The organism is Stenotrophomonas sp. GD04054 (assembly GCF_029836955.1).
Lineage (GTDB): Bacteria > Pseudomonadota > Gammaproteobacteria > Xanthomonadales > Xanthomonadaceae > Stenotrophomonas > Stenotrophomonas maltophilia_A.
In genome coordinates this window covers 1-15,596 of record NZ_JAOECR010000007.1, presented here as the reverse complement: position 1 = coordinate 15,596, position 15,596 = coordinate 1, and the positions used below count along the sequence as shown (strand labels likewise).

The 15,596-nt window shown below is 68.0% G+C and carries 13 protein-coding genes; 6 read left to right on the top strand and 7 right to left on the bottom strand.

Features of this window, described 5'->3' with window-relative positions:
- Positions 1-146: 146 nt before the first annotated feature.
- From adhP to N7573_RS05780, 3 genes are all read right to left on the bottom strand, one after another.
- On the bottom strand, positions 147-1,175 hold the full coding sequence (gene adhP, locus N7573_RS05790) for an alcohol dehydrogenase AdhP (protein ID WP_279913439.1): 1,029 nt from the start codon (positions 1,173-1,175) through the stop codon (positions 147-149).
- Between the two features lie 95 nt (positions 1,176-1,270).
- The gene (eda, locus tag N7573_RS05785) at positions 1,271-1,909 is read right to left on the bottom strand and encodes a bifunctional 4-hydroxy-2-oxoglutarate aldolase/2-dehydro-3-deoxy-phosphogluconate aldolase (RefSeq protein WP_132808674.1); all 639 of its coding nucleotides are present in this window, start codon (positions 1,907-1,909) and stop codon (positions 1,271-1,273) included.
- 115 nt (positions 1,910-2,024) lie between these two features.
- Complete coding sequence (locus N7573_RS05780; protein ID WP_279913440.1) at positions 2,025-2,615, bottom strand: cysteine dioxygenase family protein; 591 nt, start codon at positions 2,613-2,615, stop codon at positions 2,025-2,027.
- Positions 2,616-2,854: 239 nt separating this feature from the next.
- On the opposite strand from N7573_RS05780, the gene N7573_RS05775 reads away from it, so the two are divergent.
- Positions 2,855-3,910 (top strand): LacI family DNA-binding transcriptional regulator, encoded by a 1,056-nt coding sequence (locus tag N7573_RS05775; protein WP_032129266.1) that lies wholly within the window; start codon positions 2,855-2,857, stop codon positions 3,908-3,910.
- 105 nt (positions 3,911-4,015) lie between these two features.
- On the opposite strand, the gene phhA is transcribed toward N7573_RS05775, so the two are convergent.
- Complete coding sequence (gene phhA, locus N7573_RS05770) at positions 4,016-4,909, bottom strand: phenylalanine 4-monooxygenase (RefSeq protein WP_049462434.1); 894 nt, start codon at positions 4,907-4,909, stop codon at positions 4,016-4,018.
- Between the two features lie 125 nt (positions 4,910-5,034).
- Between phhA and N7573_RS05765 the strand changes: the two genes are divergently transcribed.
- Together N7573_RS05765 and N7573_RS05760 are read left to right on the top strand one after the other, a co-directional pair.
- The gene (locus N7573_RS05765; protein ID WP_004153377.1) at positions 5,035-5,517 is read left to right on the top strand and encodes an Lrp/AsnC family transcriptional regulator; all 483 of its coding nucleotides are present in this window, start codon (positions 5,035-5,037) and stop codon (positions 5,515-5,517) included.
- A gap of 87 nt (positions 5,518-5,604) precedes the next feature.
- Positions 5,605-7,605, top strand: a complete 2,001-nt coding sequence (locus N7573_RS05760; RefSeq protein ID WP_279913441.1) for a hypothetical protein — start codon at positions 5,605-5,607, stop codon at positions 7,603-7,605.
- Between the two features lie 40 nt (positions 7,606-7,645).
- Here the strand turns inward: N7573_RS05760 and N7573_RS05755 are convergent, their stop codons facing one another.
- Positions 7,646-8,638, bottom strand: coding sequence for a patatin-like phospholipase family protein (locus N7573_RS05755; RefSeq protein WP_049399033.1), 993 nt, complete (start codon positions 8,636-8,638; stop codon positions 7,646-7,648).
- A gap of 233 nt (positions 8,639-8,871) precedes the next feature.
- Complete coding sequence (locus tag N7573_RS05750; protein ID WP_279913442.1) at positions 8,872-9,888, bottom strand: TIGR00266 family protein; 1,017 nt, start codon at positions 9,886-9,888, stop codon at positions 8,872-8,874.
- A 159-nt stretch (positions 9,889-10,047) separates the two neighbouring features.
- On the opposite strand from N7573_RS05750, the gene N7573_RS05745 reads away from it, so the two are divergent.
- Complete coding sequence (locus tag N7573_RS05745; RefSeq protein WP_071228650.1) at positions 10,048-12,321, top strand: TonB-dependent receptor; 2,274 nt, start codon at positions 10,048-10,050, stop codon at positions 12,319-12,321.
- Between the two features lie 112 nt (positions 12,322-12,433).
- Here N7573_RS05745 and N7573_RS05740 read toward each other — a convergent pair whose 3' ends face one another.
- Positions 12,434-13,273 (bottom strand): phosphatase PAP2 family protein, encoded by an 840-nt coding sequence (locus N7573_RS05740; protein WP_197617061.1) that lies wholly within the window; start codon positions 13,271-13,273, stop codon positions 12,434-12,436.
- A 262-nt stretch (positions 13,274-13,535) separates the two neighbouring features.
- On the opposite strand from N7573_RS05740, the gene N7573_RS05735 reads away from it, so the two are divergent.
- Both N7573_RS05735 and N7573_RS05730 read left to right on the top strand, forming a co-directional pair.
- Positions 13,536-14,414: a hypothetical protein gene (locus N7573_RS05735; protein ID WP_134951576.1), complete on the top strand. Its 879-nt coding sequence runs from the start codon at positions 13,536-13,538 to the stop codon at positions 14,412-14,414.
- Between the two features lie 11 nt (positions 14,415-14,425).
- On the top strand, positions 14,426-15,596 hold a 1,171-nt coding region (locus tag N7573_RS05730), incomplete at its 3' end, for a DUF4785 domain-containing protein (protein ID WP_279943100.1).

Below are 15,596 nucleotides of genomic sequence, written 5' to 3'. Positions count from 1 at the left end.
ACAGAGTGCCCGGGTTGCCGGCCAGCGGCCGGCACTACCGAACCGACTGGGGTTTGCCGGCCAACGGCCGGCACCACCGGGGGATAGGCATGGCCGCCGCGTCCGTGGGAGAGGGGGACGGAGCGACGGCGGCCATGCACAGGCGGTCAGGCGGCGAAGTCGAGCACCACGCGGCCTTCGATCGTGCCCGCATGCATGCGCGCGAACACGTCGTTGATGTTTTCCAGGCGGTCGGTGCTGACCGTGGCCGCGACCTTGCCTTCGGCGGCGAACTGCAGCGACTCCTGCAGGTCCAGGCGGGTGCCGACGATCGAGCCGCGCACGGTGATGCCGTTGAGCACCATGCCGAAGATGTCCAGCGGGAAGTTGCCCGGCGGCAGGCCGTTGAGCGAGACGGTACCGCCACGGCGGACCATGCCCAGCGCCTGCTCGAAGGCCTTCGGCGACACCGCAGTGACCAGCGCGCCGTGCGCGCCGCCGATTTCCTTCCTGAGGAAGGCGGCCGGATCGGTGGTACGCGCGTTCACGGTGATCTGCGCGCCGAGCTGCCGGGCCAATGCCAGCTTGTTGTCGTCCACATCCACCGCGGCCACGTTCAGGCCCATCGCGCGGGCGTACTGCACCGCCATGTGGCCCAAGCCGCCGATGCCGGAGATGGCGACCCAGTCCCCGGGCTTGGTGTCGGTCACCTTCAGGCCCTTGTAGACGGTCACGCCGGCGCACAGCACCGGCGCGATCTCGACGAAGCCCACGTCCTTCGGAAGCAGGCCGACATAGTTGGCATCGGCCAGTGCGTACTCGGCGAAGCCGCCGTTGACCGAGTAGCCGGTGTTGCGCTGTGTCTCGCACAGCGTTTCCCAGCCCCCCAGGCAGTGTTCGCAATGGCCACAGGCCGAGTACAACCAGGGGATGCCGACCCTGTCGCCTTCCTTGACGTGCCCTACCCCGCCTCCCACGGCCACGATGTGCCCCACGCCCTCGTGACCGGGGATGAACGGCGGGTTCGGTTTCACCGGCCAGTCGCCCTCGGCGGCGTGCAGGTCGGTGTGGCAGACGCCACAGGCCTCGATCTTGACCAGTACTTCGCCCGCCCCCGGGCGCGGTACCTGGACTTCCTCGATCACCAGTGGCTTGCCGAACTCACGCACCACGGCGGCCTTCATGGTCGAATTCATGTTCGGATCTCCGTAGTGCGCTTGCCCACAGAATGACGCCGGCTCGAGGCCGGCGCTTTGATCACGATCAAACCTTTGACGATTCGTGCAGCGGTTCAGCCGGCCAGTACCGAGGCCTCGCGGGCCAGACGCTCGATCGCATCCCAGTCGCGGGTCTGCAGCAGCGCCGGGGTGGTCAGCCACGAGCCGCCCACGCACAGCACGTTGGGCAGGTGCAGGAACTGCGGCGCGGTCTGCGCGCTGATGCCGCCGGTCGGGCAGAAGCGCACATCGGCGAACGGGCCGTGCCAGGCCGCCAGCAGCGCAGCGCCACCGGCCTGCACCGCCGGGAAGAACTTGAAGGTGTCGTGGCCGTGCTCCAGGCCCAGGATCAGGTCGGAGGCAGTGGCGGCACCGGGCAGGTATGGCAGGTCGGCATCACGCGCGGCGGCATACAGCGTCGGGGTGGCACCGGGGGACACCGCGAAACGCGCACCGGCCTGCTTGGCTGCCTGCATCTGCGCGGCGTTGAGCACGGTGCCGGCACCGATTACCGCATCGGGCACGGCCTCGACCATCGCCTTGATCGCATCCAGCGCCTGCGGCGTGCGCAGCGTCACTTCGATCACCGGCAGGCCACCGCGGAACAGCGCCTGGGCCACTTCGACCGCTTCATTCACATCTTCGGGGGTGTACACCGGAATCACCGGTGCCAGCTTCAACAGCGCGCGCAGGCGCGGATCAGCGCTGGACATCGTCTTGCTCCTTGCCCGACCGGGCATCGCGGATCGCCGCCGGATCCGGCAGCGCAGCGGCGCATGATGCCACGTGGCTCACGACGGTGCTGGTGGTGCCCGCCCTGCCCCCGGCTCAGGCCGGGTCGGCCTGCAATGCCTGGATGCGACGCTGGTACCAGTCGCCACCGAGCGGATCGAACACCGCCGAGCGCTCCATCTGCGCCTCGTACACGTGTACCGAGATCGCCAGCGCTTCGTTGCTGGCGTTGCGCAGGGTGTGGTACTCGTGCGGCGGAATCAGGCTGCCGGCACTGCCGCAGCCCCCGCGCAGCACGGCGTGGCGGCGGAAGCGGCAGCGCTCACCGTTGCGCTCCAGCAGTTCATAGCGGGTGATCTCCAGCTCGCCTGACCACACTCCCTCCACACACCACATGGCATCGTGGTCGTGCAGCGGCGTGCCCTGCCCTGGGCCCCAGCTCATGGCAATCACGCTGTAGCCGTGTTCGCGGCTGTGGTACAGCGGGCGTCGCGCGTAATGATCACTGACCGGACGGTGTACGCACTCGGGCAATTCGATGCGACTGTCCGCGATGGCTTCCTGCAGCGCCAGCTGCAGGTCGGCGGTGATGCGCTCGGGGTTACCGGAGGTCATCGCTGCGTCGACCGCAGCGATCAACCGGTCGCGGCCACGGAACACCGGAAACGGAGAAGTCTGCAGGTCCATGCCCCGACTGTAGCGGAGCCTGGTTAAGGGAATGTTGGCGTTCGCGCGCGTCGCGCCCGCATTCAAGGTGAACACGCGCGGAAGAACGGTTCAGATGGACATCAAGTAGAGCGATCACAATGGAACCTCGCGCAGCAGAAGCGGTCGAACACGACGCGATCCATCTTCGCTGCGACATTCCGCAACTTCGCGCCCCACGGGCGCAAGGCTAGAATTCTCCGACTTACCTGGTTCTATACATGTCAGTGCGAATTATTAGCGATGCCGCGTTGCCGGCATCGAAGGGCAAGGCTGCCACGATCAACGACATCGCACGACTGTCGGGAGTTTCCAAGAAAACGGTTTCAAGAATCATCAACAACTCGCCGCTGGTGCGCAAAGACACCCGCGACAAGGTCGAGGCGTTGATGCGCGAGGTCGGTTACGTGCCCGACCCCCTGGCGCGCGGCCTCGCGTTCCGCCGCTCCTTCCTGATCGGCCTGGTGTATGACGACCCGGGCGCCCAATGCATCGTCGACCTGCAGCACGGCGCGTTGGAAGCGCTGCGCGGCACCGGCTATGAACTGGTCGTGCATCCCTGCGACAGCCTGGCTCCGGACTGTGCGTACGGCGTGCGGCGCTTCGTGCAGCAGCAGAAGCTGCACGGCGTGATCCTGGGCCCGCGTGCCTCCGAGTCGGCTGCGTTGACGGAGATGCTCGACGGCATTGAATGCCGCTACGTCCGCATCAACGCGCATGTGTCGGATGACGAGGCACAGGCCGTGGTCACCCATGATCGCGACGGTGCAGCCGCGGCAGCGGGCTACCTGCTCTCGCTCGGCCACCGCGATATCGCGGTGATTGCCGGTCCGGGTGACCGCCGTACCGCACGCGAGCGCACTCATGGCTTCCTCGATCGGCTGGCGCAGGTGGGCCTGACCCTGCCGGGTGAACGCGTGCTGGAAGCGGGCGATACGTTCGAGTCGGGCGTGCATGCCGCCGAACGGCTGCTGATGGGCGGACAGCGGCCCAGTGCGATCTTTGCCGGCAACGACGAAATGGCTGCCGGCGTGTACCAGGTGGCGTTGCGTGCGGGCATCGCGGTGCCGCAGCAGTTGTCGATCGTCAGCTACGACGACAGCCCGCTGGCGTCGCGGCTGTGGCCGCCGCTGACCTCGGTGCGCCGCCATGTGTCCGACATCGGGCGCATGGCGGCGGCGATGCTGGTGCAGGCCGACGTGCCGGATGCGCCGACCGCAACCAGCGTGCATCCGCAGCTGATGGTGCGCGGTTCCTGCCGGGCCGTGGACGCCTGATCGCCCTGCCATCGCCTGCACTGCCGTGACGGTGCAGGCAGGCAGCAACGAAAACGGCGCATCCAGGTGCGCCGTTTTCAGTACGAAGCGGTGTGTGCCGTTCGCCTACACGTCGCCGCCGTCGGCCCAGCCTTCGCCGGTGCCCTTCTGGAACACGCGGTCATCGGCCTGCACATCGCCCGCCGGCAGATGCGCCTGATCAGACAGCGCCGCGTAGATCGGGGTGAAGTCCGGCGACGTCGCCTGCATCAGCTGTTCGAAGCTGTCGATGACGAAGTAGGTCTTCTGGAAGGTGTCGATGCGGTACTTCGTGCGCATGATCCGCTGCAGGTCGAAACCGATGCGGTTGGGCGCGGCCGATTCCAGCGAGTACAGCGATTCGCCCTTCGACGACACGATGCCGGCGCCGTAGATGCGCAGGCCGTCGGGCGTATCGATCAGGCCGAACTCCACCGTGTACCAGTACAGGCGGGTCAGGTTCTGCAGCGCATCCGGGCCGATCGCGTGGGCTTTGACGCCGCCACGGCCGTACGCCTCCATGTAGTCGGCGAACACCGGGTTCATCAGCAGCGGCACATGGCCGAACAGATCGTGGAACAGGTCCGGTTCGGCGATGTAATCGATCTGGTCCGGGCGACGGATCCACCAGGTCACCGGGAAACGACGGTTTGCCAGGTGGTCGAAGAAGTCCAGTTCCGGCAGCAGGCCTTCCACGCCGACCAGGGTCCAGCCGGTGGCGGCGCCGAGCACTTCGTTGAGCTGGTCGAAGCGCGGAATCATGTGCGCGCTCATGCCCATCTCGTCCTGCGCATCCAGGAATTCCTGGCAGGCACGGCCGACCAGCAGTTCGCGCTGGCGCTGGTACAGCGTGCTCCAGGTGGCGTGGTCGTCGGCGCTGTAGGTGTCCCACGGCTGCTCGACGAGCGCGGTGGTATACACCGGCACGTAGCCCTTGTCGGTCTGCTGGTGTTCGACGCGGCGGGGCTGGGCGAGGTCCATGGGGCACTCCTTGACGGGATACCCACGATGCTAGGGCAGGGCGCGCGCAACAGGGTTGCAAAAGTTGCGCCGATTGGCCTTGTTGGCGCAATATCCTTGCGTACTCACCATGTTGCGGGGCAACAATGGCCGGAGAAGTCCAGTTCGATCGCACGGATATACGTCTGCTGGCTGAAATCCAGCGGGATGGGCGCGCCACCAACGCCGAGCTGGCGACGCGGGTGAATCTCTCGCCCTCGGCCTGCCTGCGGCGCCTGCAGCGGCTGGAAAGCGAGGGCGTGATCGTCGGCTATGGCGCGCGGCTGGAACCGCGCCAGCTGCGCCTGGGCCTTCAGGCCTTCGTGCGCGTGCAGCTGGAAAAGCACGACCAGGCCGCCATCGGCCACTTCGTCGACAGCGTGCAGGGCTGGGATGAAGTGGTGGCCTGCCATGCACTGACCGGCGACATGGACTACCTGCTGCACGTCTACGTGCGCGACCTGGAGCACTTCTCGCACTTCCTGCTGGACCGGCTGCTCAATGCCGGTGGCGTGGCCGATGCCAATTCCAGCTTCGTGCTGCGCACGGTGAAGGGCTTCCAGGCATTGCCGCTGTCGCAGCTGGAATGAACGCGCCGCTGCGATTTGACGGCGCCGGGCGGGTAGCCGAGCATCTCCGCCCTGCGCGCGTCGCAGCGTTCCTTTCCGGTTCCACGCATGCCCGAACTCCAGCACCCGGTGCTTACCGCCACGTTCCTGCCGCTGCAGCGCAAGTCGCTGGCGCGCTACGTTGCCCATGGCACGCCACCGCAGACCGCAGTGGAGCAGGCCGGGCTGATGGCCGCGCAGCTGTGCCGGACGCGCCTGCATCCGGCGGCCGAGATCGAGCGACTGCTGCATGATGCCTGCGCGTTGTTTGCCGGCAACGAAGGCGCGGCTGCACAGCTGGCCGGGCCCGGTGGCGGTGGCCAACCGGAGCTGGATGCCTGGCTGAGCGCATTGGCCGGCCACGGCGTGCTGCTGGCTCCGGCGGAGATCCTGCAGGACGTCATCGCGCAGTCGCCACGGGAGTATCCGGGCCTGGCCCTGCAGCAGGCCTGTCAGGAAACCCTGGTCGAACATGAGATCCGCTTTCCCGCCACCTTTTCCAGTGACGACGACGAGGCCACGCTGGATGACGTCGCCGCCGCGGATGCGCGGTCGGCCGAGCACCATGGCCTGTACACCTCCGAGCAGGCCCGCGTGCTGCGCGCCATCGCCGCGAATCCCGATGAGCTGATCGACCTCGATGGCTATGCCGGCACCGGCAAGGGCCACCTGGTGCTGGCGCTGATGGAGGCGCGGCCGGGCCGCTACACCTACGTGGCGCCCTCGCGTGGGCAGGTGGAAGCCTTCCGCGCCCGCGTGCCGGCCAGCACTGCGGTGCGCCTACTGACCCAGATCGAATTCGCCAACCGCGTGGCCCAGCACGCCGCGCGCGGCGGCCAGACCGGTGGCTTCGTTGCCAGCTACCGGCGCAGCACCCGTACGCCGCGCGAGATTGCCGGCCGCATCGGACTGCAGGGCATCGGTGGGCGCAGCCCGGAGCAGGTGCTGCTGACCGCGTTCGAGGCCATCAACCGTTGGTGCGCCTCGTCCGCGCCGCGCATGGCCTTCCAGCATTTCGACCGTTCGGTGCCTGCCGCGATGCTCGATGTGTCGCCGTACATGGCGGCCGCCGAGCACGTCTGGCGCTGCATGTTCGACGCCGAACTGCAGCGGGGCACGCTGCTGAGCCTCAGCCCGGCGCACATCGGCAAGTGGTTGGCCCTGCGCGGCGTCACCCCGCCGCTGGACATGGGCATGCTGCTGGTGGACGAGGCGCATGACCTGAGCCCGTCGTGGAAGCAGTTGCTGGCCGGCCATGCGCCTGGCGTGGTCAGCCTGGGTGATCCGCACCAGTGCCTGACCGGTACGGTGCCGCGCTGGGCCGCGTCGAAGGTGCTGGAAATGCACCAGTCGGTGCGCCAGGGCAACCAGGTCGAGGGTCTGGTCAACCAGACCCTGGCACTGGATGGACTGGGCCAGGAAAGTGGGCCGTTCGTCGGTGCCACCGACCGCGCCACCGGTGTGCTGCATTACCGCGACTGGGCGCAGGTGCCGAGCGAGGGCCTGCGCATCCATGGCAGCGTCGCCGATCTGGCCCTGGACGCGGCACAGCTGCACGCACTCGGGCTGCGGCCCTACCTGCATCCGGCATCGCTGCGCGCGCTGCGCAGCGTGCTGCAGCGGCCACTGGATGCGTGGCGCCGGCGCCGCGACAGCGCATCGGACCAGGAATGGGAGCGCTTCCTGGCCACGCAGGCCGACGAAGGGCAGGGCGCGCTGGTCGAACTGTTTGCGTCTGCCGATCGGGTGCAGTCACTGCTGCTGGCGCTTGATGACCAGGACACGCCCGCTGAAGGGCGGGTGGCGCTGTGCCTGGCCGAACACGCGAAGAACCTGCAGTTCGACGTGGTCTCGCTGTCACCCGGTTGCTTCAGTGCGGGGCAGGGCGGGCGCATCTGGCACAACCCGGTGCGCGCGGTCTATCTGGCGCTGACCCGTGCGCGACGCCAGCTGCACGTACCGGGCGATGGCATGGAACAACTGCAGCACACGGCGACACTGCAGGAGCAGGCACGCCAGAAGCGCAGGCGCGAGCGGCAGCAGGCCAGCGGTTACCGGCCCGCGCGCTAGCACGCAGCGTCGCTGTCTGGCAGCGACACGCCGGCTCAGGTCAGCACTTGTCCTTGCGGCCCATCAGCTTGCCCAGGCGCGAGGCTTCCTCGCACTTCGGTGCGGCCACAGGTGCCGGTGCGGCCGCCGCGGCACGTGCGCGCTGCAGCTGCTGGATCTTCGCGCGGATCTGCGGCATGGCTGCCATCGCGGCCTTTTCGCCTTCCAGGATTGCGGTGCCACGCTGGCTGAAATCGGCGGCGCCGATGTCCAGCACCTTCGGGCGGATGACGATGTCGGCGCGCGCCAGTTCCTGCTCGCCCAGGCGCTGGCCCATGATCGAGATGGACTGGTTGACGATGCCCAGCATGTCGGTCGGCGCCTTGCCGCTGGCCTTGCTGGAGATGTCCACGGCGATCACGAAGTCGGCGCCGAGCTGGCGCGCGGCATCCACCGGCACCGGGCTGACCACGCCGCCATCGATGTAGTTGCGGCCGCCGATCTTCACCGGTTCGAACACACCGGGAATGCTGCTGGACGCGCGCACCGCCTGGCCGACGTTGCCGCGCACGAAGATCGAGCGCTCGCCGGTTTCGAGCTGGGTGGCGACGGCGGCGAACGGCTTCTTCAGGCGCTCGGCAGGACGGTTGGCAACCTGCTCGTTGACGTAGTCCTGCAGCTTCTGGCCCTGCACCAGGCCGCCGGAGAACAGGCGCACGTCGCGGATGCTGGCTTCGTCCAGGGCGACTGCCTTGCTCTGCATCTGGAACGCGTCCATGCCGCTGGCGTACAGCGCACCGACCACGCTGCCGGCGCTGGTGCCGGACACCACGGCCGGTTCGAAGCCGTTGGCCTCCAGCATCTTGATCACGCCGATGTGCGCGAAGCCCTTGGCTGCGCCGCCACCGAGGGCGATGCCGATCTTCACCGGCTTGGCCTGCGGCACCACGGTCGGTGCCGGCGGCGGTGTGGGGCGGACCGGGTCGCCACCGCAGCCGGCCAGCAGGCCGATCAGGGCGACGGACAGCAGCATGCGGGGGCGGAACAGGCTCATGGCAGTGCGCTCGCGGCGCCGGATTCAGGAAAGGGCGCCAGCATACCGAAGCCGTGGCGGGGCGGGCAGGGTAGGAAACATCGCCCATTCATAAAGGTAGTGCCGGCCGCTGGCCGGCAATCATTGGGAACCTGGCAGCGGTTCATGGGGCTGCCGGCCAGCGGCCGGCACTACCGGGATGCGCGCCAAGGTCCATGAGGCTGCCGGCCAGCGGCCGGCACGACCGGGGGCGGTCAGAACCGGTTGTCGCCGTCCAGCATCCGGCCCAGGCCGCCCAGCACCGAGCCTTCGCCGCGGTTCTGGCCAACGCCCTGCGGCGCGGCCATCCACATGCGGCCGGCCAGGCGTGAGAACGGCAGCGACTGCAGCCAGACCTTGCCCGGACCGGTCAGCGTGGCCAGGAACACGCCTTCGCCACCGAACAGCATGCTCTTGATGCCGGCCACCCGGCGCACATCCATGTCTACGGTCGGGTGGTAGGCCACCACGCAGCCGGTATCCACGTCCAGGCGCTCGCCCGCGGCCAGCTCGCGCTCCACCACGCAACCGCCGGCATGGATGAACACCCAGCCGTCGCCTTCCAGCTTCTGCATGATGAAACCTTCGCCGCCGAACAGGCCGGTCATGATCTTGCGCTGGAACTGCACGCCGATCTGCACGCCGCGCGCGCCGGCCAGGAAGCTGTCCTTCTGGCAGATCAGGCGGCCGCCATGCTGGTCCAGCTTCATTGCCAGCACGGTGCCGGGGTAGGGCGCGGCGAAGGCGACCTTGCCCTTGCCGTGGCCGCTCTGGGTGTAGACGGTGGCGAACAGGCTCTCGCCGGTCAGCACGCGCTTGCCGGCGGCCATCACCTTGCCCATGAAGCCGCCGCCCTGGTCGCCGTTGGCGGCGCCGAACACTGTGTCCATCTGCACGGTGGCATCCTTGAACATCAATGCGCCGGCCTCGGCAATGGCGCTCTCGCCGGGGTCGAGCTCGATCTCCACGAACTGCATTTCATGGCCGACGATGCGGAACTCGATGTCGTCGGCGCGGCCGCTGGCCGCGGCGGGGACCGGCGGCGGGGTGTTCGGCATGCCCGGGGCCGCGGACTGCAGTTCGGGCACCTCGGCAATCGAGGTCCACCCGCTCATGCCCTGGCACCAGGCCAGGGCGCGCGGGTTGGCCTGCGCATAACGGCGCGCGGCCTCGTCATCAAGCGGGCCGATACGCTCGGCCTGGGCGGAGGCATGGAAGTACCACTGGGTCATCGCGGCGGCTCTGCAGGGCTGGAAAACCCCGAGTCTAGCGAGGGCGCGGGGGCCGGAGCGACGCGGCCATGAACGGCAGGCATTTGCGGGGCAGGTGCTGTATTGCAACAATTATCTGGTAGCGCCGTTTTACCACCCCTCCAAACACAGCCTACCGCCATGTCTCCGACCCGCACTTCCCGTGGCCGCCTTCCGGTCGCGCGCCCCCTCGTTGCCGCTCTTTCCGCCCTGTTGCCGCTGGTAGCAGCCGCCCAGGAAACTCCCGCTGCCAAGGATCCGGTTGCCCTTGATGCCCTGCAGGTGACCGCGCAGCGCCGCGTCGAGAACGCCAAGGACGTGCCGGTCGCGATCAGCGCGATCCAGGGCGAGAAGCTCGATGTGCTGGGTTCGGCGGGCGATGACATCCGCTTCCTGGCCGCGCGCGTGCCCAGCCTCAACATCGAGTCGTCCTACGGCCGTGCCTTCCCGCGCTTCTACATCCGTGGCCTGGGCAACACCGATTTCGACCTCAATGCGTCGCAGCCGGTGTCGCTGGTGTACGACGACGTGGTGCAGGAAAGCCCGCTGCTGAAGGGCTTCCCGCTGTTCGACCTGGCCAATGTGGAAGTGCTGCGCGGCCCGCAGGGCACGCTGTTCGGCCGCAATACCCCGGCCGGCGTGGTCAAGTTCGACTCGGCGCGCCCGTCGCAGGATGCCGACGGCTACGTGCGCGTGGGCTATGGCAGCTACAACAGCTGGAACGTGCAGGGCGCCTACGGCGGCCCGCTGACCGACCGCTGGTCGGCACGCGTGTCGGCCATCTACCAGCGCCGTGACGACTGGGTCGACAACACCCGTGCCGGCGCGCCCAACAGCGGTTTCGAAGGCTATGACGAAGCTGCCGGCCGCGTGCAGTTCCTGTACGAAGGCGACGACTTCGAAGCGCTGTTCAACCTGCACAAGCGCAAGCTCAACGGTACCGCGCGCCTGTTCCGCGCCAACATCATCCAGAAGGGTGGCAACGGCCTGGTCGAGAACTTCGATCGCGACAAGGTGGCCAACGATGGCGTCAACTTCTCCGACCTGGAGACCTGGGGCGGCAGTGCGCGCCTGCAGTGGAACCTCGGTTCGGTGACCCTGCACTCGATCACCGGTTATGAAACCGCCGAATCGCTCAATCGTGGTGACATCGACGGTGGCTACGGCGACGCATCGCTGGGCGCTGGCAACTATGGGCCGGGCTTCATCCCGTTCTCGTCGGAGTCGGCCGACGGCCTGCCGCACCATCGCCAGTGGACGCAGGAATTCCGCGTTGAATCCAACGAATGGGGCCGCTTCGACTGGCAGGCCGGCGTCTTCTATTTCGACGAAGACGTGACCATCAACAACTTCAACTACAACTCGTTGAAGCCGGGCAATCCGCAGACCGGCCACGTGGTGCAGAACCAGCGCAACAAGGCCTGGGCGGTGTTCGCCTCGGGTGACTTCGATGTCACCGACCGCTTCAAGCTGCGCGCCGGCGTGCGCTACACCCAGGACAAGAAGGACTTCAACGCCAGCGTGCTGCAGGCCGTCCTTCCGTTCGGCACCCCGGTCAGTGGCCCGTACCTGGCCAACACCGACGTCAACGACGTCAGCTGGGATGTCAGCGGCGTGTACAAGCTGACCGACAACGTGAATGCCTACGCCCGCGTGGCCAAGGGCTTCCGTGCGCCGTCGATCCAGGGCCGCCTGGCCTTCGCGCCGGGCCTGTCGCAAGCCGATTCGGAGAAGGTGATCTCGTACGAAGCCGGCATCAAGGCCGACCTGTTCGAGCGCCGCGCGCGCCTGGGCCTGAGCGTGTTCCGCTACAACGTTGACGGCCAGCAGTTGATCGCGGTGGGCGGCACCAACAACACCGCCACCCTGCTCAACGCTGACAAGACCATCGGCCAGGGCGTGGAGCTGGACCTGGAAGCCTATCTGGCTGACAACGTGCTGCTGACCTTCGGCAGCAGCTACAACGACACCGAGATCAAGGACAAGGATCTGGCGGTAGCGATCTGCGGCGGTGGCTGCACCATCAACGACCCGACCACCGTCATCAACGGTGGCACCTATGCGCTGGTGAACGGCAACCCGCTGCCGCAGGCGCCGAAGTGGATCCACAACGCGACCCTGCGTGTCGGCTTCCCGCTCAGCGATGGCAGCGAGCTGTATGCCTACACCGACTGGGCCTACCGCAGCGCGGTGAACTTCTTCATCTACGAGTCGCCGGAATTCCGCGGCCGTAGTTCGCTGGAAGGCGGCCTGCGCCTGGGCTACAACTGGGATTACGGCCAGTACGACGTGGCGGTGTTCGGCCGCAACCTGACCAACCAGACCCGCGTGGTCGGTGCGATCGACTTCAACAACCTGACCGGCTTCCTCAACGAGCCGCGTACCTGGGGCGTGGAGTTCACCGCGAAGTTCTGATGCGGTGACCGCGTTGATGCAATGAAGAAGGGCCGGCGCAATGCCGGCCCTTCTGCTTTACACCCATCGGTAGTGCCGGCCGCTGGCCGGCAACAATTGAACCGCCAGGCGCTTACAGCGCGCTTTGCGGGCGCACCTTCAGCACCGCTTCCTCGGCCGCGCAGTCGCGGCTGGAGTGCAGGCCGGCCTTGCGCGCGGCAGCGATCTCCTTGCGTGCGGCCAGCAGGTCCTTGTTGAACGCGGTGTTGTCATGCAGGCGGGCCACGGCGGCGGCGCCCATGAAGCGGCCTTCGAGGATGTCGCTCTGCCAGTGCACGTTGCACACCAGGCGGCTCTCGCCGTAGTTGCGGCCGCGCGCCTGGATGGCATCGGCGCGATCCGGTGCGATCTCCGACAGGATCAGGGCCCAGGCCCAGCCGATCGAGGTGTGGCCGGACGGGTACGAGCCGTTCTTGCGCAGGCCTTCTTCGTCCTTCGGCGAGCAGGTCGGTTCACCATTGACCATGAACGGGCGCGGGCGCTGGTAGTGGTTCTTGGCGGCCTTGGTGGCGGCGCTGGCGTCGATCCGGCTGCGCTCCAGCAGGCGGTACAGCGCCGGGGTCTTCACCGCATCGACGTCGATGTCGGCGGCGCAGGAGAAGTGGTTGGCGCCTTCGGGGAAGCCGAGTTCCGCATCGACACCGGCCTGGGCGAAGCGCGGGCTGCCACGTAGCGCGCGGGCTTCACGGCTGACCTGTTCGTCGAGGGCGAGGGCGGCCGAACCGGCCACCGGCGGTGCTGGCACCAGGTCGAGGCTGGCCGGTACCGCGCTCTTGTCCAGATAGCCCACCGCCTTGGTGGTGATGTTGGCTTCGACGGCGGTCGGCTTGGCGGCGGTGGCGGCACAACCGGCCAGGGCCGCGATGACGGCAAGGCCGAGCAGCGGGCGGGCAGGGTGGGAAATCAGCGACATGGACAGGCTCCGGAGGAAAAACATCGCGCCATGATCGCAGCCCGTATACGACACCGCAGTGGCCATCGGTCATACGGCCAGACCCGGCATGGTCATCCCGGCGATATGAAAAGCGTCATCGAGTGACGTCAGTCTCCTGAATCCGGGCGCAGCGCACGGACTTTCACGCGGCCGCGCCGCGAGCATCGGCACAACGGCAAGCACCAGGGGCCGTCCAGTTCCAGCCGGGTCGGGGGGATCCGTTGACAGAGGGAGAGAAGCGATGCGCAGCACCGCAACAGGAAGTACCGTCCTGGCCCTGCTCCTCGGGCTGGCAGCCGCGCCGGCACAGGCGGCCGACGTGGTCGGCGTGGCCTTCGTGCATGGCACCGGCGCACAGACCAACGCCACCCAGGACTACTGGCAGCCGGCGATCATCAACACCGTGCGCCAGGGCCTGCCGAACAGCAGCAACTACGTCGTCATCAACTGTGACTTCACCCAGTACATGTGGAAGCCGGAAGCGGCCGGCTGCCTGGCCAATCAGCTGACCGGCTTCATCGACAGCCGTGGCATCACCCAGCTGGTGGTGATCACCCACTCCAACGGCGGCAACGTGATGCGCTGGATCCTGTCCAACCCGACCTATGACAGCCGCTATCCGAAGATCATCCGCACGGTGCGCAAGGTCAACGCGCTGGCACCGTCTTCGGCCGGTACGCCGTTGGCCGATGCGGTGCTCAACGGCAACACCTTTGAAACCTCGCTGGGCTGGCTGCTGGGCTACAAGAACGACGCCGTGCGCCAGCAGCAGGTGGCGAGCATGGCCACCTACAACGCGCAGAACCTCTACGGCACCGCTGGCCGCCCGGCGCTGCCCAAACCGTTCCGTGCGGTGGTGGGCAGCGATGTGGAATCGGCGGTATGGGACAGCAACAGCTACTGTGGTGGCTATGCCGCCAACGTCGGCCTGGAGTTCACCCAGAACTGGCTGTCGTCCTGCTCCGATGGCTTCCTGGAGTGCAGCAGCCAGAAGGCCGCCGGCACCACCTGGTTCACCGACAAGGCGCGTACCCAGGGTGCAGAACCGCTCAGCCACAACCAGAGCCGCCGCGAGTGCTTCGGCCTCGGCACCCTGCTGCGCAACGACCTGACCCAGTGAGGGAGACGACCATGACGATTCAATCCACCCTGCTGGCCGGCGCCACCCTGGCAGTGCTGTCCCTTTCCGTAGCGCAGGCCGCGCAGCCGCTGCAGGCCGCCCGTGCGGGCGATCAGGTGCCTGCCGCCCTGGTAGCCGCGCCGCTTCCCGCCGATGAGAGCGAACACGCGCCACTGGCCTTTGCCTGGGCGCTGGACCCGGCACAGCCGCTGCAGGCGACCACACCGTATGCCGCGGTCAGCCGCAGCTACTGGCAGCAGGTTGATGGCACGCAGCTGCAGCGAGGCCTGGACCTGCCACTGACGGCGCCGGATGCGGTGATCCAGCTGAGCCCGGCCGACGGTGCCCGCGCGCTGCCGGCCAACACGCTACAGGTGCGCGACCCGGCCGGCCGCAGCAGCGTGGCGCGCAGTGTCGATGCGCGCGCGCTGCAGGACGCCGGCATGCCGGTCAGCGATGGCAGCAGCATGCTGCGTACCGGCGCGACCAGTGCTGTCGGTGCCTACACGCTGCAGAGCGCGCAGGCCCAGGGCCGCTACGTGGTGCAGGTGCTGGAGCCGAACAGCCCGCTGCGGCTGGAGGTGCAGGCCAACCAGGCGCAGGTGCTGGCCGGCGGTAACATGCAGCTGCAGGCACGCCTGCTGGAAGACGGCGCCACCACCGCGCAGCTGGCATCGCGTCGTGGTGGGCTGGGCGGTGAAGCCCTGCTGGTCGCACCGGATGGCCGCAGCTGGCCGCAGCGGTTGCTGCGAACCACTGATGGCAGCCTGCGCGCGCAGGTGCGGATCCCCGCCGATGTCGGCAGCGTGCAGGGGCTGTGGGAATTGCAGGTGTTCGCCCAGGCCGACGGTGTGCTGCGCGATGGCAAGGTCGCCTTTGCGGTGGCACGGCCGACTGCCCGCTTCAGTGGACAGGCCGCGCCGGACCCGGCCAGTCGGCAGGTGGCGCTGCCGCTGCAGGTGGCCGCCGCCGGCCGCTATGAGGCGCGGGGCACGCTGTACGCCACGGCCCGCGATGGCCAGTTGAAGCCGGTCGCACAGGCACATGCGGCCGCGTGGTTCGATGGCCCGGGCGCAGGCCAGCTGGTGCTGCCGTTCGACCAGGCGGCGTTGCCGGCCGGATTCGGTGCGCCGTACGAGCTGCGCGACCTGCAGCTGCAGGACCAGAGCCGGATGGCACCGA